Origin of the sequence: Leptolyngbya sp. FACHB-8 (genome assembly GCF_014695575.1) — a bacterium.
Taxonomy (GTDB): domain Bacteria; phylum Cyanobacteriota; class Cyanobacteriia; order Elainellales; family Elainellaceae; genus Vacuolonema.
Genome location: NZ_JACJOO010000067.1, coordinates 82,474 through 106,707, shown reverse-complemented (window position 1 = coordinate 106,707; position 24,234 = coordinate 82,474). Strand labels below are relative to the sequence as shown.

22 protein-coding genes are annotated in these 24,234 nt (G+C 46.8%); all 22 read left to right on the top strand.

Annotated features, from left to right (window positions below; genetic code table 11):
- Position 1: 1 nt before the first annotated feature.
- The 22 genes from H6F91_RS17590 (at position 2) to H6F91_RS17485 (ending at position 24,233) form a co-directional block, all read left to right on the top strand.
- On the top strand, positions 2-934 hold the full coding sequence (locus H6F91_RS17590; RefSeq protein WP_190774833.1) for a glycosyltransferase family 2 protein: 933 nt from the start codon (positions 2-4) through the stop codon (positions 932-934).
- Positions 931-1,560 carry a class I SAM-dependent methyltransferase gene (locus H6F91_RS17585; RefSeq protein WP_190774834.1) on the top strand — a complete coding sequence of 210 codons (630 nt, stop codon included), beginning with the start codon at positions 931-933 and terminating at the stop codon, positions 1,558-1,560. The genes H6F91_RS17590 and H6F91_RS17585 overlap by 4 nt, the downstream gene beginning before the upstream one ends.
- A gap of 50 nt (positions 1,561-1,610) precedes the next feature.
- Positions 1,611-2,273 carry an acetyltransferase gene (locus H6F91_RS17580; protein WP_190774835.1) on the top strand — a complete coding sequence of 221 codons (663 nt, stop codon included), beginning with the start codon at positions 1,611-1,613 and terminating at the stop codon, positions 2,271-2,273.
- 10 nt (positions 2,274-2,283) lie between these two features.
- The gene (locus H6F91_RS17575; protein ID WP_190774836.1) at positions 2,284-3,192 is read left to right on the top strand and encodes a hypothetical protein; all 909 of its coding nucleotides are present in this window, start codon (positions 2,284-2,286) and stop codon (positions 3,190-3,192) included.
- 6 nt (positions 3,193-3,198) lie between these two features.
- Positions 3,199-4,035 carry a phytanoyl-CoA dioxygenase family protein gene (locus tag H6F91_RS17570; protein WP_190774837.1) on the top strand — a complete coding sequence of 279 codons (837 nt, stop codon included), beginning with the start codon at positions 3,199-3,201 and terminating at the stop codon, positions 4,033-4,035.
- A 148-nt stretch (positions 4,036-4,183) separates the two neighbouring features.
- Positions 4,184-4,915: a class I SAM-dependent methyltransferase gene (locus tag H6F91_RS17565; protein WP_206754948.1), complete on the top strand. Its 732-nt coding sequence runs from the start codon at positions 4,184-4,186 to the stop codon at positions 4,913-4,915.
- A 21-nt stretch (positions 4,916-4,936) separates the two neighbouring features.
- Positions 4,937-5,299 (top strand): EamA family transporter, encoded by a 363-nt coding sequence (locus tag H6F91_RS17560; RefSeq protein ID WP_190774839.1) that lies wholly within the window; start codon positions 4,937-4,939, stop codon positions 5,297-5,299.
- Positions 5,300-5,466: 167 nt separating this feature from the next.
- Positions 5,467-6,330 carry a class I SAM-dependent methyltransferase gene (locus tag H6F91_RS17555; RefSeq protein ID WP_190789413.1) on the top strand — a complete coding sequence of 288 codons (864 nt, stop codon included), beginning with the start codon at positions 5,467-5,469 and terminating at the stop codon, positions 6,328-6,330.
- A gap of 83 nt (positions 6,331-6,413) precedes the next feature.
- Positions 6,414-7,031: a class I SAM-dependent methyltransferase gene (locus tag H6F91_RS17550; protein WP_190774841.1), complete on the top strand. Its 618-nt coding sequence runs from the start codon at positions 6,414-6,416 to the stop codon at positions 7,029-7,031.
- Complete coding sequence (gene rffA / locus H6F91_RS17545; protein WP_190774842.1) at positions 7,019-8,155, top strand: dTDP-4-amino-4,6-dideoxygalactose transaminase; 1,137 nt, start codon at positions 7,019-7,021, stop codon at positions 8,153-8,155. Before H6F91_RS17550 ends, rffA begins: the two co-directional genes overlap by 13 nt.
- Positions 8,148-9,755: a hypothetical protein gene (locus H6F91_RS17540; RefSeq protein ID WP_190774843.1), complete on the top strand. Its 1,608-nt coding sequence runs from the start codon at positions 8,148-8,150 to the stop codon at positions 9,753-9,755. Before rffA ends, H6F91_RS17540 begins: the two co-directional genes overlap by 8 nt.
- Positions 9,756-9,860: 105 nt before the next feature.
- On the top strand, positions 9,861-10,382 hold the full coding sequence (locus H6F91_RS17535; protein WP_190774844.1) for a hypothetical protein: 522 nt from the start codon (positions 9,861-9,863) through the stop codon (positions 10,380-10,382).
- A gap of 71 nt (positions 10,383-10,453) precedes the next feature.
- The gene (locus tag H6F91_RS17530; RefSeq protein WP_190774845.1) at positions 10,454-12,226 is read left to right on the top strand and encodes an N-acetylneuraminate synthase family protein; all 1,773 of its coding nucleotides are present in this window, start codon (positions 10,454-10,456) and stop codon (positions 12,224-12,226) included.
- Between the two features lie 20 nt (positions 12,227-12,246).
- Positions 12,247-12,789 (top strand): GNAT family N-acetyltransferase, encoded by a 543-nt coding sequence (locus H6F91_RS17525; RefSeq protein WP_190774846.1) that lies wholly within the window; start codon positions 12,247-12,249, stop codon positions 12,787-12,789.
- 48 nt (positions 12,790-12,837) lie between these two features.
- Complete coding sequence (gene pseI / locus H6F91_RS17520; protein WP_190774847.1) at positions 12,838-13,890, top strand: pseudaminic acid synthase; 1,053 nt, start codon at positions 12,838-12,840, stop codon at positions 13,888-13,890.
- Between the two features lie 187 nt (positions 13,891-14,077).
- Positions 14,078-15,109, top strand: coding sequence for a hypothetical protein (locus tag H6F91_RS17515; RefSeq protein ID WP_190774848.1), 1,032 nt, complete (start codon positions 14,078-14,080; stop codon positions 15,107-15,109).
- 197 nt (positions 15,110-15,306) lie between these two features.
- Positions 15,307-17,565, top strand: coding sequence for a hypothetical protein (locus H6F91_RS17510; protein ID WP_190774849.1), 2,259 nt, complete (start codon positions 15,307-15,309; stop codon positions 17,563-17,565).
- A gap of 2 nt (positions 17,566-17,567) precedes the next feature.
- The gene (locus H6F91_RS17505) at positions 17,568-19,334 is read left to right on the top strand and encodes a glycosyltransferase family 4 protein (protein ID WP_190774850.1); all 1,767 of its coding nucleotides are present in this window, start codon (positions 17,568-17,570) and stop codon (positions 19,332-19,334) included.
- Positions 19,335-19,352: 18 nt separating this feature from the next.
- Entirely contained in the window at positions 19,353-20,966 is a 1,614-nt protein-coding gene (locus tag H6F91_RS17500) for a glycosyltransferase family 4 protein (RefSeq protein WP_190774851.1), read from the top strand.
- Between the two features lie 44 nt (positions 20,967-21,010).
- Complete coding sequence (locus tag H6F91_RS17495; RefSeq protein ID WP_190774852.1) at positions 21,011-21,901, top strand: glycosyltransferase family 2 protein; 891 nt, start codon at positions 21,011-21,013, stop codon at positions 21,899-21,901.
- A 5-nt stretch (positions 21,902-21,906) separates the two neighbouring features.
- Positions 21,907-22,368 (top strand): hypothetical protein, encoded by a 462-nt coding sequence (locus H6F91_RS17490; RefSeq protein WP_190774853.1) that lies wholly within the window; start codon positions 21,907-21,909, stop codon positions 22,366-22,368.
- A gap of 92 nt (positions 22,369-22,460) precedes the next feature.
- Positions 22,461-24,233 (top strand): hypothetical protein, encoded by a 1,773-nt coding sequence (locus tag H6F91_RS17485; protein WP_190774854.1) that lies wholly within the window; start codon positions 22,461-22,463, stop codon positions 24,231-24,233.
- Position 24,234 lies beyond the last annotated feature (1 nt).

Genomic DNA, 24,234 nt, shown 5'->3' with positions numbered 1-24,234 from the left:
TATGGATCTATCAATTGTTACAACTATGTATGGTTCCGCTCCATACCTGCAGGAGTTCTATGAACGGGTTGCAGATGAAGCTCAGAAAATTACTAGTTCCTATGAAATTATTTTTGTTAATGACGGGTCCCCCGATAACTCGTTAGATATTGCTGTCAAACTTTATGAGAATGACTCAAAAGTCCGAGTTCTCGATCTTTCACGGAACTTTGGCCATCACAAGGCTATGATGACTGGCTTATCCCATGCTAGAGGAAAGCTTGTCTTTCTTATCGATTGTGATCTCGAGGAAGAACCTGAGCTGCTTGATGTGTTCTACCAAAAGCGCATGGAGCTAGACTGTGATGTTGTCTACGGAGTTCAAAAGAATAGGAAGGGCAACTGGTTTGAGAAAGTTACAGGTGCTATATACTATCGCCTTCTCAGACAACTCTCGGGTATTGATTTTCCTAAAAACGTTGTTACAGTTCGTTTAATGACCCGACGCTACGTTAAAAGCTTACTTCGGCATCGGGAACGAGAATTGGATATGGCTGGGATTTGGTACATTACTGGCTATAAACAAGTTTCCCTTACGATTATTAAACACTCGAAAGGTGAAACAACTTACAACTTTTCTAAAAAGCTTGGAATTCTGATCAATGCCGTAACATCCTTCAGTAATAGACCCCTTATCTTTATTTTCTACCTAGGTCTGCTTATCTCGTCTATTTCTGCTTATTGCATCCTAGATTTAGTTGCTCGAAAGATATTATTTGGTATCGGTCTTGAGGGATGGACATCCCTTATTGTTTCTATATGGTTTATTGGAGGTTTAATTATTTCCTTCTTAGGGATCATTGGAATTTACATCTCCAAAATTTTTATCGAGACAAAGCAACGCCCCTATTCTATTATTCGAGAAATCTATCAGCACTCCTTGAAGCAAAAATGACTAATTCTTTTGATTCTTTACAGCAGGATGTTAATACTTACTACACCGAGAAGGTACTCACCTTTGGCACAGTTCCTAAAGGCGTCGATTGGAATTCCTTAGAATCTCAAGAATTACGGTTTGATCAATTACTCAAGATTTGTGAGCAGGATTCAAGCTTTAGTCTAAATGATTTCGGATGTGGATATGGGTATTTATTTGAATACATGGCCCGACGCAATCTTTCCTTTCATTACACAGGGTTTGACCTTTCTGAAGAGATGATCAAGTTGTGCCACGCTCGCTATGGCAACTTTGAAAACTGTCAGTTTTTATCAGGAAGTGGCTTTTCTGAAATCGCTGACTACACAGTGGCTAGCGGAATCTTAAATGTCAAGCTGCAATACTCTACGCATGACTGGAAGAAGTATGTACTCTCAATTTTGCATCAACTTAATGATTTAAGTTATAAAGGTTTTTCGTTTAACGTTTTAACTAGCTACTCAGACCCAGAATATATGCGAGATAACCTCTATTACGCTGACCCTTGCTTTTACTTTGATTATTGCAAACGGAATTTTTCTAGAAACGTAGCACTTTTACACGATTACAACTTATACGAGTTTACTATTTTGGTTCGAAAGTAAAAGTGACCAAAGTTAATTATTTGTTTTCTGATCTAAAAGGGCTTTCGTAGATGAGTAAGGTTGTTATATTTGGCACTGGGGATATTGCCCAGATCGCCCATTTTTATTTAGCCCATGATAGCGAACATGAGGTTGTTGCATTTACCGTTAATCGAGAATATCTCTCGGATCGTACGTTCTGTGGTTTGCCAGTGGTTGCTTTTGAAGAGGTTGAGCAGCACTATACTCCTGGCAAATACACTATGTTTATTGCAGTCAGCTATGCAAAGCTGAACCAGGTACGAACAGAGAAGTATGAGCAAGCAAAAGCAAAAGGCTACTCACTCATCAGCTATATCAGTTCAAGGGCAACCCACTGGGGTGATACCCAAATTGGAGATAACTGCTTTATTTTTGAAGACAATACCATTCAACCTTTCGTCAAGATTGGCAATAATGTCACTCTTTGGAGCGGCAACCATATCGGACACCATGCTGAGATTGAAGATAATTGTTTCATCACATCTCATGTTGTCATTTCTGGTGGTGTAAAGGTTGGGAAAAACACATTTATTGGTGTGAACTCAACCCTCCGTGACCATATCACGGTAGGAGCCTATTGTGTCATTGGTGCAGGCTCCTTGATTCTTAAAGATACGCAGGAAAGCGAAGTTTACACAACTCCAGGGGCAGAACTTTCTAAGGTTCCAAGTCATCGCTTGCGAAAACTTTAGGAGGTCGATAATGAAGTGGAGAAAGTTGGGTTTAATATTCTGCCCAAACAATCAGTACGAGTGGATGATTTCTCATGCTGCCAATGCGGTAGCAGAACATTTAGAGGAGGATCTCTATCGCATTTACTTTAGCTGCCGAGATGCCCAAAACCGTTCTAGCATTGGCTATGTTGTTATTAACTTAAATGAACCCGATAAAATACTGGAGATTGCCAAACAACCGATTTTAAGTCCGGGCGAATTGGGCACTTTTGATGATAGTGGTGCATCTATGGGTTGCTTGGTTACGGTTGGGGAAAAGCGATATCTCTACTATCTAGGTTGGAATTTGGGCGTAACAGTTCCCTGGCGGAATAGTATTGGGTTAGCTATTAGCCCAACTTCATCAATTGCCTTTGAACGTTTTTCTCAGGCTCCTTTGCTGGATCGTCATGCCGTTGATCCCTTTTCCATTTCCTATCCCTGGGTCATCAAAGATGGTGACCTTTGGCGTATGTGGTACGGCTCTAACCTGAAGTGGGGCACCGAACAAACTGATATGGCGCACTTGCTAAAGTACGCCGAGTCTCCAGATGGCGTTAATTGGCACCGAGAAGGACGAATTGCCATTCCTTTTAAGTCGGATGATGAGTATGCCATGTCTAAACCCTGCGTCATCAAAGAGCCGGGGCTTTATCGCATGTGGTACTCCTATCGGGGAAAAAGCTATCGCATTGGATATGCTGAGTCTGAGGACGGGGTTAACTGGACGCGATTGGACGAACAGGTGGGTATTACGGTTTCTGACTCTGGGTGGGATTCAGAAACCGTTGAGTATCCAAATGTTTTTGACCATAAAGGCGATCGCTACATGGTTTACAACGGCAATGCTTATGGAAAAACAGGCATGGGTCTGGCAGTATTAGAATCCAATACATAACGTAAGATGACAGTAAATCAGCATCTAACAACAACTCAGAACTGGCTACCCGTCGCACTAGAACAAATTAGTTACGTAGGTTTTAGCGTCGTTGAAAATGTTTTAGAACCAGCTTTTGTTGAAGAGTGCCGCGATCGCCTATACACCGTTCAGCAAAAGATTTGGGCTGAGGTGGGAAAAGACAGGCTTCATCAAGCTGGGGAACTCGGCATCTTGCGTTTAATGATGCTATTTGACCCGTTTTTCCTCAAGTTTTTACAACTCCCAGAAGTTCTGTCTATTATTGATGCAACTGTATCAGAAACTTGTATCTTGCATCTCCAAAATGGATTTATTTTGCCTCCATTTCCACCAGGAGAAACGCCAAAAGTTTTCCAAAATCAGTTTCACCAGGACTTTCGGCGTGTCCTAAATGGCTACATGGCTTCCATCAACGTGATGTTTACGATTAGTGACTTTACCCATACAAATGGGGGAACATTGGTAGTTCCTGGATCCCATCAGAAACTTTCCTCTCCCGATAAGGATTATTGCCATCAAAACGCGTTACCTATCGAGTGCCCAGCAGGTTCGATGATAGTATTTGACTCAACCCTCTGGCATGCTGCGGGGATGAATGTATCAGGCCAGGATCGTTTAGGCATTAATCATCAGTTCACCCGCTCATACTTTAAGCAGCAAATTGATTACTGCCGGGCTTTAAATAACCCAGGCCTTTTTAAAGAAGGAGCATTACCCGCAAGAACCCAACAACTTTTAGGGTGGTACACCCGTGTCGTGACCAGCCTGGATGAATATTACCAACCATCTGAAAAACGCCTGTATCGTGCAGGGCAGGGATAGATCGAATCAAAAATCAGGTAAAGCCGAGCTGAAAAAAACCTTTTTCGTGTCGTTCTAATTCGACAATCAACCTTCATAAACATTCTCAAACTGCTTTCAAGAGGGATTCATGTCATCTCCCCTACCTCCCGGAACTATTCTTCAACATATGTATTTCAAGGAGCGTTTACGCTACTTGAAGCCCGGTTCTTTTATCGAGATTGGTACAGGGCATGGCATTTTATCAAGAGTGCTGTTGGAACAGGGATGGCAAGGAGTTGGGTATGATTTAAATGAGCGATCGCTCGCCATTGCCTCTCAAATTAACCAGCCATATATTAAAAGTGGTCAATATAACATTCAATGCAAAGATTGGCTCCACAGCCAACCTTTGCATACCGTTGACATGGTCATATCTTGCATGGTTCTTGAGCATTTCAATGAGGCAGATGAAAAGCGCTATTTTGACCAGTGTCGAGAGTTTCTAAACCCTCAAGGAACCGCAGTTCTATTTGTGCCATCTTCACCAAATAACTGGGGAATTGAAGATGAAATTGCAGGGCACTACAGACGATATACCTTTGAAAGACTCCATAATCGCCTGAACGAATTCGGCTGGAAGATCGAACATATAGCAGGTTTGACTTACCCACTGTCAAACCTGTTACTACCAATTTCAAACTTCCTGGTGAATCGTGCTGAGTCTCGAAAAAAAGTTTTGGATATGCAGGCAAGGACGGTGGCGTCGGGCGATCGCGATGTTCAGTTTAAAACAACCTTCCCATCCGTTCTAAACTTGCTTCTGAACGAATATACCCTTACCCCCTTCCACCTGCTTCAAAAGCTAAACCGACGCCATCCAAATTCACTGGTTACCTATGTTGAAGCAAAAGCTACTTAATCTCTTATCCAGGAGAACCTAATGAGCCACGGTTATATCTTTGCCTCAATTCTCTTTGGAGTTTTGAGTCAAATCATCGTTAAATGGCAAATGAATATGGTTGGAGCTCTGCCAGAAGGAGTGCCGGAGAAAGTTATCTTTATGCTACGTCTCCTGATTAATCCATGGATTATCCTGAGCGTATTTTTAACCTTTCTAGCAGGGCTGTCCTGGATGGCCGCAATGACTAAATTTCCGATTAGCTATGCTTACCCATTTATGAGTCTTTCCTTTGCTTTAATTCTTATCTTAGGATCTATCTTCTTCCATGAAACTCTCACCCTTTCAAAGGGTATTGGTCTTGGATTTATTATGGCAGGCATTATCATCGCCAGCCGTCAATGAATTTTGATGAGCCAGAAACCTCGAAACCTTTTGAAATCTGGAAACGAAAAATATAAAACCTTAAAAGAACATGAATTTTAAACTCATATTTTACATTGCATTAAAAACGATAGAACCATTTTTTTGATAGTCATTAAGATCGCTAGAAGCATACAAGAATTTATACTATGAAGCACTGTTGCCAATGCAGCACCCAGTTTCACAGCAAAGATTGGGAATGCCCTGAGTGTGCCTTTCGCCCCAAAAACATAGATGGGTTTTTAGCTTTCTCTCCAGAACTAGCACTATCTAGTGAAGGGTTTGAAGCTCATTTTTTTAACCTGCTTGTAACTCTTGAAAGTAATAATTTCTGGTTCCGAGCACGAAATCATCTATTAGCGTGGGCATTAGAGACCTATTTCCCAAACGCAAAGAGTTTTTTGGAAATTGGTTGCGGCACTGGTTTCGTGCTGTCAAATTTAGAGCAAACATTCCCGCACCTAAAGCTTCAGGGGAGCGAAATCTTTACCACTGGGCTGAAATTTGCGGCTCAGCGACTTTCTAGAGCCAGCTTATTTCAAATGGATGCCCGCTCAATTCCTTTCACGGAGGAGTTTGACGTGATTGGGGCATTCGATGTGCTAGAGCATATTCAGGACGATACTCGGGTTTTGAGCGAAATGTATCGAGCAAGCCAGCAAGGAATTTTACTCACAGTGCCGCAACATTCATGGCTCTGGAGCCGAGCAGATGATTATGCCCATCACGTTCGTCGTTATGAAGCGAGGGAAATCAAAACAAAAGTTGAGGCTGCCGGTTTTCGCATTGTGCGAATGACATCCTTTGTCTCCCTATTGCTACCTCTGATGCTGGTATCTCGCTTGCGAGAAAAGGGCTCAACTCAAGCCTACGATCCGGCAGCGGAATTTCGGATCGCCTCCTGGTTGAATGCTACCCTAGAGGCTGTCATGGCTATAGAGCGTCAATTAATCCAAGCCAAGCTTTCCTTGCCTTTAGGAGGTTCTCTTTTGGTTGTTGCCCAAAAGGTGTAATTTAAGCTGACGGGCCAAGCTGATATCTGGGCTTGCCAGCCTCTTCTCATACTTTGCGCAGTGCCACGTCCGCTCATAAACCTATGCCGCAAATCAACCAGGGAATTCGGGCTGTGCTTCAAGCCCCTTTCGTTTACAGCCTTTTTGGATGGTTAACGGGGGGTACCCGGGGGCGAACCATTTTGGTTCGTGACTATATTCGTCCAGAAAGTGGGGATCAAATTCTGGATATCGGTTGTGGGCCTGCCGATCTGTTGCCTTTTCTGCCAGATGTAAACTACACCGGCTTCGATATCAGCCCTGACTATATTAGTGCAGCCAGGAAACGATTTGGCGATCGCGCCACCTTCATCTGCGAGCCTGTCACTACCACTACCTTACCTAAGCAGGAGTACTTTGACCTGGTACTCGCCATCGGAATTCTGCACCATCTAAATGACGACGAAGCTATTCAGTTGTTTCATCTGGCCCATACAGCCTTGCGTCCTGGAGGCCGACTCATTACGTTTGATGGGGTCTATGTTAAAGGGCAGTCTCCCCTTGCCCGTTGGATTATTTCAAAGGATCGTGGGCAAAACGTGCGTACCACTGAAGGGTATCTTCAGTTAGCCCAACCGGTTTTTGATAGAATCTCTGTCAATATAAATCACAAACTGTTACGAATTCCTTATACCCACCTCATTCTCGAATGCACCAAATAACGATTCCCTTTAATCGTCCGTACACTGTCGGTACTGAGTTTGCTCAAATCCAGTACGCCATTGACAAAGGATGGCTATCGGGCAACGGCTATTTCACCAAGCAGTGTCATGTTTGGTTAGAGTCGCACCTTCGGTGCCGCAAAGCTTTTCTGGCCCATTCCTGCACAGCAGCATTGGAAATGGCGGCAATCCTAACGGAAGTAGAGCCGGGGGATGAGGTCATTATGCCGTCGTTTACGTTTGTTTCGACGGCGAACGCGTTTGTGCTAAGGGGGGCAATTCCCGTCTTTGTGGATATTCGCCCCGATAACCTGAATCTCGATGAGACGAAGATTGAGGCTGCCATTACGCCTAAAACTAAGGCGATCGTCCCCATCCATTATGCAGGGGTCCCCTGTGAGATGGACACGATTATGGCGATCGCCAATCACCACCGCCTCTGGGTTGTTGAAGATGCCGCACAGGCCCTCTTTGCTTCCTACAAAAACCGCCCCTTAGGCAGTATTGGGCATTTGGCAACCCTTAGTTTTCACGAAACGAAAAATATTATCTGTGGGGAAGGGGGCGCCCTTCTCGTTAACTATCCCCATTGGCTCGAACGCACGGAAATTATTTGGGAGAAGGGGACGAATCGGAGCCAATTCTTCCGAGGAGAGGTTAATAAATATAGTTGGGTTGATATTGGGTCTTCATTCTTACCCAATGAGATTAGTGCCGCGTTTCTATGGGCTCAGTTCCAGGAAGCCGAGCGCATTACCGAAGGGCGGCGTTATATCTGGCAACGTTACCATGAGGCTTTTGCAGAGCTAGAGCAAACAGAAAAATTGCGGCGACCCATCGTTCCAGAAATCTCAGAACATAACGCGCATTTGTACTATTTACTACTTCCTAGCACTGAAAAACGAAACCAATTCATTCGAGACTTGAAGACGGATGCCATTGATGCCGTCTTCCACTACGTTCCCCTCCACTCGTCTCCAGCCGGCCAGAAGTTTAGTCGTGCCCATGGAGAGCTAACCTACACCGATGACCTGAGCAGTCGCCTGGTTCGATTGCCGCTCTGGATAGGCATGACTGATGAGATGATTGATCGTGTCATTGAGGCAGTCCATCGCCATGTCTGAACCATTTAGTATGGGGGCAGCATTGCCTCCTGTACCTACCCAAGAAGTCTCCATTCAGAAGGCCCGGCTGACTACGGCAATATTTTGTGTAATGTTGGCGATCACCCTCTCCATCTGTTACACGGTGGTGCAACCCGACATACTGCGGGGCTTTGAACAGGTTCAGAATTCTGCCGCAGTCAGTGTTTGCCTACTACTGTTGCCTCAAGGTTATCGGGAATTGCGGTCTTGGTTAAAGCAATCATCCCAGACTGACGTGGGAATGGATGCAATCGTAACACTATTAGGACTGGCAGTTCTAATTGGGCTTAGTTGGCTAAGAACTTACCTGTCCGTAAACTTCATGCCGTTTTTTTGGGTTTTGGCAGTGCTTCTCCTCTGCTTGAGTCTGTGGCGATTTATGCCCACAAGGCTGGAATGGAGACACTGGGCGGTAGGGGGAATTGTTTTTGCGTTCTATACTTACATTGCCTGGGTAGTTTGGGGCTTTCGCTATATGAGTCTCCGCCCTAACGCAAGTCTTCTGGCGGCAACCCTGCATATTGACAACCTGTTCCACAGCAGTGTTGCAGCTATGATTCAAACTTATGGAGTACCGAGTACTGGAATCGATGGTCCAGTTTACCTTCCCTATCACATTGCTAGCCACTGGTTATTTGCTCAGCTTGCACCATTACTCGACTTGAGTGTTTTTCGATTCTACAATTTAGCCTATCCAATCCTGATAGTACCCATTCTCTTTCACAGCTTCTTAAACTTTGTAGTAGATTTACGCTCTTTAGATAAACTTAGTTCTTGCAAGCAAGATCTAAGAAAAGATTGGAAATTTTGGGGATTGTTGTTTCTTGGTTTTGTCGGCTTTTTACCGATTGTTCTATATTCGAAACTTAGAATTTTTCTAAGCAGCAGCATAGTTAGTCAATCTCAACTATTTGCCCTCAGCCTAGCTTTTCTTTGTCTATCCTTATGCTTAAAGTTTCTAACTTATCAGCATAAAAATAAAAATTCTATTTCAACAGGGTTACTAATACTTTGTGTTAGCTTACTTCTATGGGCTATTACGTTATCTAAAGTATCGGTTGGCTTCGTTTTGTTCAACATTGTTTTCTATAGCGTTTTACGCCTCCGGCTTTATACACATTGGCTAGTATGGGTAGGTTTAATAGCTTCCATAGGTTTACAGCTTCAGGCCTTGAGCTTTATGGGGTATTTAGGTGGTTCTCCTATGCCCTCTAACCCTGCACAACCTTTTGCCTATCTTGCTGCTATCGAGCCTGGTCTTCGAGTCTTTTGGTTTCCTATACTCTTTTTATGGTCTGTTATCTACCTCAGTCTTCGACTTCAAGCTATAGGCCTTAGCACAGTAGGTGATTTAGTCATAGCTTGTCGCACAGGTAAAATTGTTGAGGTCGAAATTATTGTTGTTGCCTGTTTCTTAGGTTTACTTCCTGGGATGTTATTGGACTTAGCGGGCGGGGCTGCTTACTACTTCATGGATTTCCAAATTTGGTTATCCCTTAGCTTTCTTTTAGGAAATCTCCATTGCTCAGATGGACTGCAAATAGTTTTGAACCCTCGCTGCAGATCTTACATATCTTAAAAGTTATGTCTTTGATAAGGGGAAACTTAGAGTAAGTTTAGTTTTTTTCGAAATTTTTTGCAGAGCTAAATCTTAACTTCAGCGGCTTGATAGTTGAGTTCACAAATGCTCAAGTACATTGGTCAGATTCCACTCAAAACTTTATTGTTTGCCTTTGTAGGGCTCCCCATCGTTATTGCTTCGATAAGTAATGTTATAGGGGCTGTAAAAGGGGTTGAAGATTCTATAGATCTTCCTAAAGCTGATCCGAAGCGAAAAGAATTGCTTGCTGCTTTGCAAAAAATTGGAACCATGCCATCTTTGGAGAAAAGAAAAACTCTTCTTTTTATTCCCCAAAGTTATAAGTTGTATTGGAAATGGTATAGGAACTGCAAGGTTTCTCCTTTTATTGCTCCTGCTATTACAGGAGTAGCATTACTTGATGGACTACCTGCAGCAAACTGTGATGCTACATTTTATGGGTATCCGTCGTATAAGTTGCGATCGCCCAATCAACCCCCTCTCAAAGCATCAGATACAAATGGTATTTGTTTGGCAGCCCAAAAACGAGGCTTTGCAAATGTTATTGTATTAGATTCTAAGAAAAACCGTGGGATTGAAGTTCGCCACTTGAATTGTAAGCAATAGAACTCACCCTAAGTTACAGAAAAGCTACCTCTTTTTCATGCCTCTACTAAATTATCAGCCTCTTGTCAAACATGCCTTATAACATTATCGAATTTGCCAATACACATGGTGGTGATCACAACTATGCAATAGAGCTAGTTAGGTCGTTTCAGAAATACACAAAAGGTTTTGGAATTAAGTTCCAGGCCTTTCATCCTGATTTTCTCGCCACAGAAAATTACCAGTGGTATGAGGTTTATAAAAAACTTTTTTTTTATGAGACCCAATGGGAACAATTAATTAGAGAAGTTGCCCAAACAAAAGATGTTTGGCTCGATATTTTTGACTCTTATAGCGTTCAAATCTTAAAAAACAATTTTCAGGCCATCTACGGTATTAAATTTCAAGCTTCGATTCTATACAACTACAGCCTGATTAAGGAAATAACAGCTCTCGATTTATCTAGTAAAAAGCTGATTCTTAATATTGCGTCATTTACCTTAGATGAAATAGATGAAATCACTCAAAGGTTCAAACGGGACTTGCAGCCTGAGGAGCTGTTGTTAGAAGTAGGATTTCAAGCATATCCTACACAAATTGAAGACTCTGGAATTGGCAAAATTAAAGCAATTAAACAATGCTTTAACTGCCGTGTTGTCTTTGCTGATCATGCAGATGGTACGACGGAGGATAGCATTTGGCTGCCTATTATGGCGATGATGCAGGGGGCTGACGTTCTTGAAAAACACGTTATGTTAGCAGACCGAGAAACTCCTTATGATTATTTCTCTAGTATCACGCCCGAAAAATATGACTCATTCATTGAAAAACAATTTGTATATGCAGGCTTAGCTGAACAGCCTTTTATTAATGCTAAAGAGAGAGAATACTTACAGAAAACGTTAATGATCCCGTTCCTAAAAACGGATGTGCCTGCGGGAAAACTACTCGCATTGAGTGAAGACTTAGTTTATAAACGCTCCGATAAAACAGGTCTTAGTGCAAGGCAAATTAAAAGCTTGCAGGACACATTTCATATCCTGGGGACAGAAAAGGTAAGTGGGGATGCTTTCTACAGCTATGACTTTAAGAAAGCAAAAATCGCGACGATCGTTGCCTGTCGGTTGAAGTCATCAAGACTACCCAAGAAAGCTTTGTTAACTTTAGGCGATCTCACCTCCGTTGAGTTTTGTCTTCGGAATGCTCTCAAATTTCAGAATGTTCATCACACTATATTGGCAACATCTGATCTAGAGAGCGATATGCCCTTAAAGGATTATTTATTTTCCTCCAGCGTTATCTTCTACCAGGGGCATCCTGAAGATGTAATTCAGCGCTACTTAGGTGTAGCACAGCAGTTAAAAATTGACATTATTATTCGGGTGACGGCTGATATGCCGTTCATTGATAATCACATCTGCCAACTATTGCTAAAATCCCATTTTGAAAATGCTGCAGACTACACTACAGCAAGTAGAGCAGCCGTCGGAACGAACTTAGAAATTATCAGTGTGCAGACCCTTGAAAAAATACATCGCCATTTCCCAACCGCTCAGCATGCTGAGTATATGACATGGTATTTTCAGAACAATCCAGAGCATTTTAGGCTCAATTTTGTTGATTTGCCTGATGAGTTAGTTAGGGATTATCGATTAACTCTAGATTATGAAGAAGATCTGCTGCTATTTAATCAGTTGCATCAGAATTTTATCGCTCAGGGCAATGTGAGCTATACCCTAACTGATATCTTTTTATTTTTAGATAACAATCCAAATGTTGCATCAATCAATAGCCATAAATCGCTTAGGTATCGCGATGACAATCAATTGATTGCTTTATTGAATGAAGAAACAAAAATTGTTTAATTACAAGGAATTGGTAAAGGATGGACTACACGGTTGATCCTGAACTTTCTCAGCCATTTCTGCAGAAAGGGCATCGGCAGGGAGTTGACTTGGACGTCTCAATCTATCTAAGACCTGCAACTGCTGAAGATGCCCGCTTGCTCTGGCAATGGACGAATGATCCTCATGTGCGAGCTGTGTCTTTTTCCACATCTCCCATTCCTTGGGAAAACCATACTCGTTGGCTGCAGCAAAAACTGACAGAGCCAGGGTGTTATTTATGGATTGCTTCCCATAACGGGAATTCAATTGGGCAGGTACGGTTTGATACAGTGTGTTCTGGGGAGGCAAATATTAGCATTAGTCTAGCGCCTGAGATGCGAGGGTATGGATATGGCAAACTCTCCCTTAAGACAGCGTGTTATCAGGTGTTCCAAGAAACGGATATTCACACTATTCATGCTTATATTAGAGTTGACAATTTAGTGTCTATTCGAGCATTTGAGGCTGCTAATTTTATACAGTCTGGTCAACTTACCATTCAAGGATGTGAAGCTTTTCACTACCGGTGTTTAAAGCCCTAGTTCCTTGTCAACCATGCCGATACTATTACTTAGTAGATTTTGCTTTTTATGAATACGGTTACTATTGGCGATCGCCCCATCGGTCCCCACTATCCTCCCTTCATCATTGCGGAGATGTCGGGGAACCACAATCAATCTCTTGAACGGGCTCTAGAAATTGTTGAGGTGGCCGCTAAAACTGGGGCTCATGCCATTAAGTTACAGACTTATACTGCCGATACCATCACGCTGGATGTGTCGGATGGAGAATTTTTTATTGATAATCCCAATAGTCTTTGGAAAGGCAGTTCACTCCATCAGCTTTATCAGCAAGCTTATACCCCCTGGGAATGGCACTTGCCCATTTTTAAGCGGTGTAAAGAGCTGGATTTAATTGTTTTTAGTACGCCCTTTGATGAGACTGCTGTTGATTTTTTGGAGGAGCTAAACGTTCCTTGCTATAAAATTGCATCTTTTGAGAATGTTCATTTGCCGCTGATTCGGAAGGTGGCCAGCACTGGCAAACCCATGATTATTTCCATCGGCATGGCTTCCATTGCCGAGCTTGATGAAACTGTCCGTACTGTGCGAGCCGCAGGATGTGAGGATATTGTCCTGCTGAAATGTACCAGCACTTATCCTGCAACTCCTGAAAATTCCAACCTCAACACGATTCCCCATCTGCGAGATTTATTCGGTGTGCAGGTGGGCTTGTCGGATCACACCATGGGTATTGGAGTGGCGGTGGCCGCGATCGCTCTGGGCGCAACGGTCGTTGAAAAACACTTCACCCTGCGGCGGGCTGATGGGGGGGTAGATTCGGCATTTTCTATGGAGCCCGAGGAAATGCAACAGCTCGTAATTGAAACGGAACGGGCGTGGCAAGCCATGGGTCAGGTTCAGTATGGGCCAACTGAAGCAGAGCAAGCGTCATTGCAGTACCGGCGATCGCTCTACATTGCTGAGAATATGGAGGCGGGCGATCGCCTCACTTCTAAAAATCTCCGAGCTGTGCGCCCTGGTTTGGGGCTTCCTCCCAAATATCTAGAAACCCTTCTCGGGAAAACCATCAATCGAGCGGTCAAAAAAGGAACACCAATGTCTTGGGACTTGATTGGCTAGTCCGGGTCTCGTAGCACCCAAGCGACTGTTTTTCCACTGCAACCATCAGTTCACCGCACCGATTGTGCCAGGGTGGATGGAGCCCGACTCATCTACCCTGGCACAATCGGTGCGGTGCAAGATGAGTCAAAAACAGCCTCTCTGCGTTCTGCGTTAGCATCAAAAACATTGCTATACAGCCCTCGTTATGTTTACCCGCCCCGTTGTTGTGCTTCAGGCTGCTGGAAATCGCCACATTGGTGTCGGTCACCTCTCCCGTACCGCCACCCTGGCCCAGGCATTGCTAAAAACAAGCTACTGGCACCGTGTTCTGGTGATCTGGGAGGCTCCACCCGAATTGGTGGAACACTTTGCCCCCAAAGGTTGTGAAGTCTTGGGCGTCGAGGATCGGGAGACGGCATTGGATTGGCGATCGCTCCTCGCTCCCCCCGGCACTTATGCCGTCCTCATCACCGACTTGATGGACCTGGAGGATAAGGATTTCCAGGCCGCCCGTGATGAAGGGTATCGGCTATTGGTGCACCTGAACGACAGCGCTAGTGGGCGTTTTTCGGCTGACATGATTGTGGACGAAGATAGCTCGAAATCCACGGCTGATCTGCCTGCATCGTTTGAGAAGGCCGCATTGATCGGATCGCCTTATCGAGTGATTCGGGAGTCAGTGCGAGACTTACGACCGGAGCAACCCTGGCAGGACGATCGCCTTCGCTGCATTCTCGTGACTCTGGGAGGCGCTGACCCTGCTAACCTGACGCTGAACTTTCTGCAGCGGCTGCGGCCCCTCTTGGACGAGGCCGATTTAGAGGTGACAGCGATCGCCGGTCCAGCATTCCATCCCAATCATCGCTATCATCTACAAAACCTGGCCCAGAAGGAGCCACGCATTCGCCTTTTGAACGCGCCATCGTCTCTAGCGGAGTTGATTGTGGAACACGACCTGACTATTACGTTAGGAGGTATCACAAGCTATGAAGTGATGTGCCTGGGGCGGCCTTGTGGAGCGATCGCTTGGGAAAACATGGCTCCTTACGTAGAACCTCTAGCGGCACTGGATTTGCTGGAGAACTTGGGAGCTGTTGAACAGGCAGCGGATACCTTACGAAGTCGTCTGATGGATCCAGCACGCTTGAGCGCGTTAGCCAGTAAAGGGTGGCAAACGATTGATGGACAGGGGGGCGATCGCATTGTTCAGCAAATTTTGCAACGGGTTCAGTCCTGATAGGATAATTCCGGGGGATGTATTCCAATTTTGCAAATTTGGAAACCCACTTGTGTGAGCGAGCTTCACCTACCTCAAACAAGTGGGATGTATTATCCTCTATGGGTTGTGAGAGAATGGTGGGGCTCAATCTGCTGAGCCTCTTGGAATCATGCTTAGCAGGATTAACTACCTATCTGTTCTTTAGCCTTTTTCCTATGTTTGAATTAACTCTGGACGAGACCCTGGCACAGCAGGAAAACCTGGAGAGTTTGTGTCAGGAATGTCCCGAGGGGAACGTTGAAATTTTTCATGGAAATGCGTTTTATGGGGGCGATCGCATTCTCAAAACCTATGCCAATCTTCCCCCGGATTACGCCTTGAAGGGAGTGGTTCCTCATGGAGTTTATTTATCAGATACTTTTATTTGGCATAAAGAAATTTTCAGTCCTTTGCCGGCTGCTTTCTACTTTTCAGAACACCTTCAGAAAAATTACGAAAATAACTTAAAGAAGCAGCATGTTCATAAACGCTTATACCCTTTAAGTTCGCCGTTTCTCTATTTACTAGATCTCTATAAAAATGCACCTAAGCCCGAGCGCGATGGCACTCTCTTTTTCCTGACGCACTCGACTCATCACATTACCACGGCATTTGATCCTCAAGTTGTTATTGATAAGCTTCATGCGTTAGAACAACGTTACCATCCTGTTACCATTTGTCTATATTGGCGAGATTTCCAGCTCGGGTGTCAAAAGCCCTTTGAAGCGGCGGGGTTTCGAGTCGTTTCGGCGGGGCATATGTACGATCCCCTCTTCATGGCGCGACTTTATCATTTGCTGTCACTGCATCGCTACGCGGCAGGCAATGATATTAGCTCTCATGTGTTTTATGCGGTTAAAACTGGGTGTCCTTATCTCTACATTGATACTGGTAATGTCACTCGTTCTGCTGCAGACCCGAAGCGTTTAGCTTTGACCTTAGCCACATTGGATGAGCCGCGTATCCAGAAAATTAAGTCCCTATTTCAGGAGCCATCCGATTCTATTACTCCGGCACAATTAGAGTTAGTAGATTATTACCTCGGAGCCCAATATTTTCAGTCTCCTGAGGGTTTAAAACAGCAATTTTTAGACCTGGAGCCCTTATACGAGTTGGGTTACAATACGCCGCATTATTTTCAGGTATCATCCCCTGAACTTTCAGCCCAATTGGATGAGGTTCCATCAGAGGTTTCTGCTAAAGAACGGCGTTTTTTATATAACTACTTTGCGAAGTTCTGGCCAGGGAATGAGGATGTTTTCGAGATTGGGCCATTTTTAGGAGGAACCTCGCGAGCGATCGCCCTCGGTATGGCGGCAAATCCTCAACGAAACCCCGAAACAAAGTTCTATACATGCGATCGTTTTGACGAGTATTACGACCCTCAACAGCTCTCCAATTTCCTTCAAACTTCATTTGAAGAAGGGCGATTACCTGCTGATTTAAAGGCAACGGTTGAAACCTCAACTAGCTTTTTGGAAGTCTTCCAACGCTTCCATGAAAATCAGCCTTACAGCGCATTCTTGGTCTCTCAAAGTCAGGCTTTGCCTGATTATCCTGAGCAGGTCGGACAGCTTGAACAAGAGTTTGAACCTCCTGATAGCCAGTTTGGTGCTGTTTTCGTAGATGGGTGCAAAAGCTGGTATGGCACCCAGTATTTCCTGCTAAAAATGGCCCCTCACGTTCATAAAGGCACCATTTTTCTATTTCAAGACTACGGATGGTACACCTGCTTTTGGATCCCCCTGGTCGTTCAACGGTTGGCTGACCATTTTGAGCCCATTGCCCATGTTGGCTCAACCTATACTTTTCGGTTAACGCAGGAGTTGCGGGTGGAAACGGTTGGCGATCGCCTCCCTGACACTTTGTCAACTATCGATAAAGGGTGGATCGATGACGCCTTTGCTGCTCTTTTCTTGCAAGCTCATGCTCGTCAAGATACGCGTGCTCTGGCCGTTTACACCTTGCAATGGGGGGCTGCACTGGCCTACCTGGGCTGTGTGGATGAAGCCAAAGCTACCCTGGTGTCCCTGCTTACCCAACCCTGGGTGAAAGAGGTTGAGCCTTTCCTGAAAAATGCGCTGATGTTTCCCACCTACACAGGGCAGCGGGATCAAATCCCGCTGTTTACCGAGCAGAACTACCATCATCTGATGCAACAATTGGGGCGTTTTACCGCTAAAAAAATTAAGGATGAGAAACTGGCCTTCAAGCAGCAACAAATTGAGAGCCTGCAAGATAAGCTGGCTCAGAAAGTGGCTCAAACCGAGAAAATAGAGCGGCAGAAACGCAATCTGGCTCGGCAGCTTCAGGAGTATCAGGATGCTCTACACGATGCTCAGACGAAGCTAGCCGCCCTGGAAAATAGTAAGTTTTTGAAAATGCAGCGACTCTGGCTTCAGGTCAAGCGATCGCTCCGAGGCGGAGACCATTAATCATGAAAGTTGCCCTACTCAGCACGAATGATGTGGACGGGGGAGCCGCTCGCGCGACCTATCGGTTACACCTTGGTCTTCAGCAAATTGGGGTGGAATCTTCATTAGTGGTGCGGAGCAAGCGATCGCCGGACCCTCAGGTTTACGCTACTGACACCGTTTACTCCGAAGAGTACGTGCGGCGAATGGGGCTGGCGGCAATTCAATCTGTTTTTATCGACCAGGATCGCTCAGACCTCACCAATACGCTCTTTTCGCTGCCTTACCCGGGTGTGGATCTAAGCCAGTTCCCCCAAGTAATGGGGGCTGATGTGATCCATCTCCATTGGGTTAGCAGATTTCAGTCTGTGACGACCCTGCAAAGGCTGCTACAGCTCGGTAAGCCCGCCGTGTGGACGCTTCATGATTGCTCAGCCTTCACAGGAGGCTGTCACTATCCGGCGGGATGCGATCGCTACCAGACCACCTGCCATGCCTGCCCTCAGCTAGCCGAAAATCCGGCAGATTTGCCAGCTTATCTGCTGCGAGATAAGCTGGCCCTGCTGCAATCTCCCATTACCGTGGTCACTCCCAGTCAATGGCTGGCCGATTGTGCCCGCCAGAGTGCTTTGTTTCGGCAGCAGCGGATAGAAGTCATTCCCTATGGGTTGGAGACCGATGTGTTTCGGCCCTGGCCTAAGGGAGAGGCAAAGCGGGCGCTGGAGTTGGATGAGGGGGCGATCGCTCTACTCATTGGAGCCAACAATGGGAACGAGCAGCGCAAGGGATTTCTGCCATTATTCAAAGCGTTGCAGCAGTGCCGTGCGAACCCGCAGTTTGAGAGCTTGATCGAGGCGGGTAAAGTAACACTGCTCTGCTTTGGGGCCCCTAGTGAAGATCTAGAAACCCTCCAAATTCCGGTGCGCTCCTTTGGCACCATTGATTCAGATGAGACCCTCAGCCAGCTCTACGCCGCAGCCGATCTGTTCATCCTGCCGTCTCTAGAAGACAACCTGCCCAACACCATGCTGGAGGCCATGGCCTGTGGGACACCCGTTATCGCCTTTGCCAGCGGAGGTATCCCTGATGCTGTTCCGGATGGGCAGACCGGAGCCCTCGTTCCACCCGGTGATTTAGAGGCCCTGGCCCAGGCAATTGTGACGTTAACCCTGGCACCTGAACAACGCCAAACCCTGGGAGAAACAGCTCGTCGTCATGTGGAAGCGAACTATGCCTTGACCCTTCAGGCCGAACGGTACCAGGCATTATATGCTGACTTACCCTCACCACCTCTGGTCGAGCGATCGCCCGCTGATCGCGATATGAGCCTCGACACGAGCATGGGGCCTCACTTTGCGACCCTGTATCCAGACCTGGCTCAAGAAGCTCTGCTGCGGGAACGACGAGCGCTAGAGAAACGCCTGGATGCTACTCAGGAACGTTGGGAAGCAGACAAGTTGCTACTCCAGCAAACCAAACAGGATCTTCACGAAACCCGTTCAGTACTCCACGAGAAGCGGCTGGAGGTGCAGAAGTTGCGGCCAGAGGTCCAAAGGTTGCAGAAATTGCGGCCGGAAGTACAAAGGCTGCGACCGGAGGTGCAAAAGCTGCGAGAGCGGTTGGCCAATCAGCGGCAGCAGGTCAGTCAGTTAGGGGAACAGTTGGTCCACACACAAGAGGAATTGGTACGATCGCAGGCTAAAATTGCGGAGATGGAAGGCAGTCGATTCTGGAAACTGCGAAATGCCTGGTTCAGGTTGAAGCAGTTGGGACGGAACTCCGAGCCGTGAAGCAGCGTTTGTGCACCAATGAAAATTGTTCAGGTCAACACCCGAGATATTCGTGGCGGAGCGGCGCTGGCGGCTTATCGCCTGCATAAATCACTTCGACAGTTGGGGCAGGATAGCCGCATGGCGGTGCGCTGGAAGGTCTCGACCGATCCCACTGTCCTGGAGGTGACCTCACAAGCGCTCGAACTGGAACTCCAGTCTCCTGAATGGCTAGCCATTCAGCGGCGTTACTTGAACCGTAATCTGACCAATCGAGCCAAAACCCTTTTTACGGCCGCATATCCAGGGTTAGATTTAACGTCGGTCGAGGCGATCGCCCAGGCCGACATTATCCATCTGCATTGGGTCAGCCAATTCATCTCCCCCACCTCTCTGAAGGCCCTGCTGGAACTAGGCAAGCCTGTCGTCTGGACGTTGCATGACATGGCTCCGTTTACTGGAGGGTGTCACTACAGCTCGGGGTGTAGTGGCTACACCGATAATTGCGCCCCCTGCCCACAATTGCAGAATGACCCCTACCATCTTCCATCCGCGGTGCTTCAAGACAAATTGGAGCTCCTAGCGCACGTCCCCAACCTGACGATTGTGACGCCGAGCCGCTGGATGGCCCAGGAGGCACGACAGAGCCGTCTCTTGGGGAACTGCCCCATTCATGTCATTCCTAACCCGATCGAAACGGATGTTTTTCGACCCCTGGGTAAACCTGCTGCCCGGCGACGTCTAGGTCTTAAACCGGGAGCGTTCACCTTCATTGCCCAGAGCAGCATCGAGTCTCGGAAGGAATTCCCCCAAGTGTTGGAGGCGATTCGCCGCGCTCTGCAGAATGGAAAGTTTAGGGCCGCTGCCAATGCTGGTAAGATTCAATTCCTCTTTTTTGGCAACATCAGCCATCCCCTGGATGCTCCTGACATTCCATATGTTCATGTGGGCTTTTGCAACTCGCCCCAAAAGCTAGCAGAACTCTACTCAGCAGCAGATGCGTTTATTCTGCCGTCGCTAGAGGATAATCTGCCCAACGTCATGTTAGAGGCTATCAGTTGTGGCACACCTCTGATTGGCTTTGATGTGGGTGGCATGCCGGATGTCATTCGGTCGGGTAAAACGGGTTGGCTTGCTCCTGTGGGCGACTTTAAGCGCATGGCAGAGCTCATCGTCGATTGTGTACTACAGCGCGAAGCCTCTGTCGCTATGCAGTCTCTCTGCCGGGAAATTGCCGAAACGGAGTACTCCATGCCCGTGATCGGGCAGCGCTTTTTAGCGTTGTATGAGTCCCTGCTCCAATCGTCTTCAAATGGGAGTTCCAGCAGTACAAGCTCTAACTCCGGGGGCACAGCGACGCTCGTGAACACAGTTCTAACGGAAACTGTCTCACCTCCGGTTCAGACTAGCCTGGCTGGCTTCAATGCCACTCTGGGTGAACACTACGAAGCAATTCATAAGCCTGTGCTGGTTCATGCGCTGCTGCACGATACTCAGGAGCTCCAAACTCAGGAACGACGCATCCAGTTTCTAGAGGCCGAAATGACTCAGAAGAACCAATTAATTGAAGCGATGGAAACCAGCAAATTTTGGAAATTGCGGGGTCTCTGGTTTCGAATTAAACGGCGTTTAGGTCTTCCTGCCGAGGAGTAATTGTATTCCCCTCTCGTGTTCGTGTTTCCCTCAACTATCCTGCTATGAAAATCACGGTTATCACGGTCTGTAAGAATGCTGAAGCTCACATTGAACAAGCCATTCAGAGCGTTGTCAATCAAACTTACCCGAATGTGGAGTATTTGATTATCGATGGGAAGTCGAGCGATCGCACCCTCGATATCGTCCAGAAATACGCCTCGAAGATTGCCCGTGTTGTCAGCGAACTTGACGGGGGAATCTATGCGGCCATGAACAAGGGTATCCGCATGGCAACGGGAGACTTTTTGTACTTCCTCAATTCTGATGATTACCTCGTTAATCATCAGGTCTTTGAGAAGTTAGCAAATTTCATCGCCCAGCAACCAAAATGTGATTTTGTGTACGGGCAAATGGAAATGCGAATTGTGCAAAATAACCGCACGATTCATCGCGTACCCCGGCCTCCTGAAGAACTGAAAGAAGCTCTTTTGTGGTTTTCGGATGGCCCTCAACATTCTGCCAGTTTCTTCGGTCGCCATTTGTTTGAGAAGCTGGGACTGTTTGATGAGACATATCGAATTTCAGCGGATTATGACTGGTTTTTACGATTGGCTCAATATCCTGAAGCTGTAGTTTGCTATTTTCCTGAAATCATTGCTTCTTTTTCGAACCAGGGCTTTTCCTGCCGCGAACAGACTCTTTCACTGACAGAGTTTTTCCGTGTTCAAAATAGTGCTCCTCTTTTCCAGCAAGACGACTGGCTTCAGCAGCGGGTTCGCTATCTTCAGCATGAAGTTATTAGCCTTCATGAGAGCTTAAGCCGAGCTGCGAAAGCTCGTCCTGTTTTTGCGAATACACCCAGAGCTAAAGCTCTTCTGGAAAAAGGTGAAGACCTTCGCAGCCAGTTAGCTGATTTGCTTCATTCCAACCGATCTAACTCTATAAATTCCTAATCGCAATGCTGAATCGCATCAAAGTTATCAAAGAGCTACTTCTAAACAAACTGGATGAGATTCTTCGTCGATTAGAACAACTCGAAGGACTCTCAAAAACGACTCAGGATATTGCGGTTTTAACCCGTCGGTTAGACAATTTTGCAGAAGCTCAATTGGAAAATGAAACGGCACTTTTAGAGGCATCAATTCGTATCTTGCAGATATTAGAAGCAAGGCCTACGCGATCCTTTCTCCTGCTAGGTAATGCTCAGGAAACAGCGGCTGCTCAGCAAACTTTAGGGATTCCATCTTCTAACCTCCAAGCGATGGGTTGGAATTGGCACGACGATCTGGAACTGTCCGTCATTTCGGATAAGACCCAGATCATTCTCTGTAAGCTTCCTACTGAACCTCACCATTGGGAAAGCCTACAAAAACTGCAACAAAAAGTTCCTGGCTCTCTCGGTATCTTTTCCCTCATGTGATTTTCTGCGCGTAAGAATTGCAGTTCTTCAAAAACTGCAATTCTTGTATCTCAAACAGTTTTCAGAAAGACGGAATGATATAGCAAAATCTTATGAAAATTGCCCTTCATTACCCCTTTGAAGAAAACTGGTTTGCTGAAGCCGAATTAGCTCGCCGTATTGAAATCGCCGCGCAACGGTTGGGCTGGCAAGCTGTCACCTGTCGCAATGCTCAGGAGATCCAGGATTTTCAACCGGATTGCGTGCTGGCGATGCACGACAACGCTCCTAAGCTGACGTCATTTCCTACATACGGGTGTATTTGGAGCCCGCCCCACTTTTTTGAAGGGGTGGATAAGGCGATCGCCCACATCCTTTCCTATGACGGCTATCTGGTTGCCGCCCCCTACATCGAGCGGTGGTTGCATCGTTTGCTGAGCAACACCCCCAAGCCGTTTCTGCGGATGCCTTTTTACACCAGCTCCCCCGCCACCGAATACCAGCAGCCTCAACTTGACAACCCACAATTGGTTTACTGTGGCTCTAATTGGGATGGACAGCGCTTCTCCGATCTGTTCCGTGAGCTGGATCAGCGGCCCTATATGGCAGTGTACGGCAATCCTGCTGGGTGGCAGTACTTGAAGAATGCGTACCGGGGTAGCCTACCCTTTGATGGCACCAGTCTTTTCAAAACCCTCCATCAAGCAGGGGTGGGCCTGTGTCTGCATCGGGATGAGCACCGACGGGCTGGGGTTGCCTCCATGCGCATTTTTGAAATTGTTGCTGCTGGAGCTGTAGCCGTTTGTAGCGATCATCCCTTTATCCGCGACGCCTTTGGGGATTCCGTGTTGTATATTGACGCGGAAGCTAGCCCGGTAGAGCAGGCCCGGCAGATTGATCAGCACATGGCCTGGATTTGTGGAAATCGGGAGGCTGCGATCGCCCTCACCCAGCAAGCCCACGCCCACTTCAACGACCATTACACCCTGGAAAAACTGCTGCAAAACCTGCCTCAGCTTCAGCAGGAGGTACTGCCTGAGAAGCAGTTTGTGGCGCACGGCCACTTGCAGATCGAGGAGGAATGCCCGGTGCAGATCCTCTTGATGGGGGTGGGAAAGTCGGCGGAAGAGGTGGGGCGATCGCTCGACAGCCTCAGCCGGCAAACGTATCCCAATCTCTCCGTTACCTTAATCCAATCCGCCACGGATTCTGAACGGGCAGAATGGCATCACACCGATGTTTCCATGATGCGGTTGGAGGTTCCCGCTGATGTTCCCTTCAGCACTGCTTTGTGGAAGGGACTGAGCCGCATCCACAGCACGTACGCTGGAGTTTTGGACGCTGGAGATGTGCTGTATCCCAATCACATTGGGACGCTCGTACAAATTCTGGAGCAAAATCCTGAAGTGGGAGTTGCCTATAGCGGAGCTGTGGGGCGATCGGGCGATCCCCTTGAGTTGTACAGCTTTCATCCCTACAGTTCTGAGCGGTTGTTGCAGCTTCAGCCCCTGGTTGCTCCCGGTAGTTTTTTGGTGCGTCAGTCTTGTCTATCATGGTTGGGGCGTGACCCGGAACTCAGCGAAGCTGCCCACACCTGCCTGTTGCTTCACCTGGCCCAACGAACCCAATTCAAATTCAGCTACGAAGTGACCGTGGAGGTGCAACCTCCCGCCCCCATTTCTGAGACAGAACAAATTGCCCTGCGCCTCGTCTTCTGGCATCAGGAGTTTACCCCTGGCCTGACGATCCAATACGCCCAACAAAACTATCGCGATCTGTATGATGCCAGAGCCCGCATCGCGGCTATGGAATCCAGCAAGTTCTGGAAACTGCGGAGTGGCTGGTTTCGGGTGAAGCGCCGCCTGGGTATTCCTACAACGGATTAGG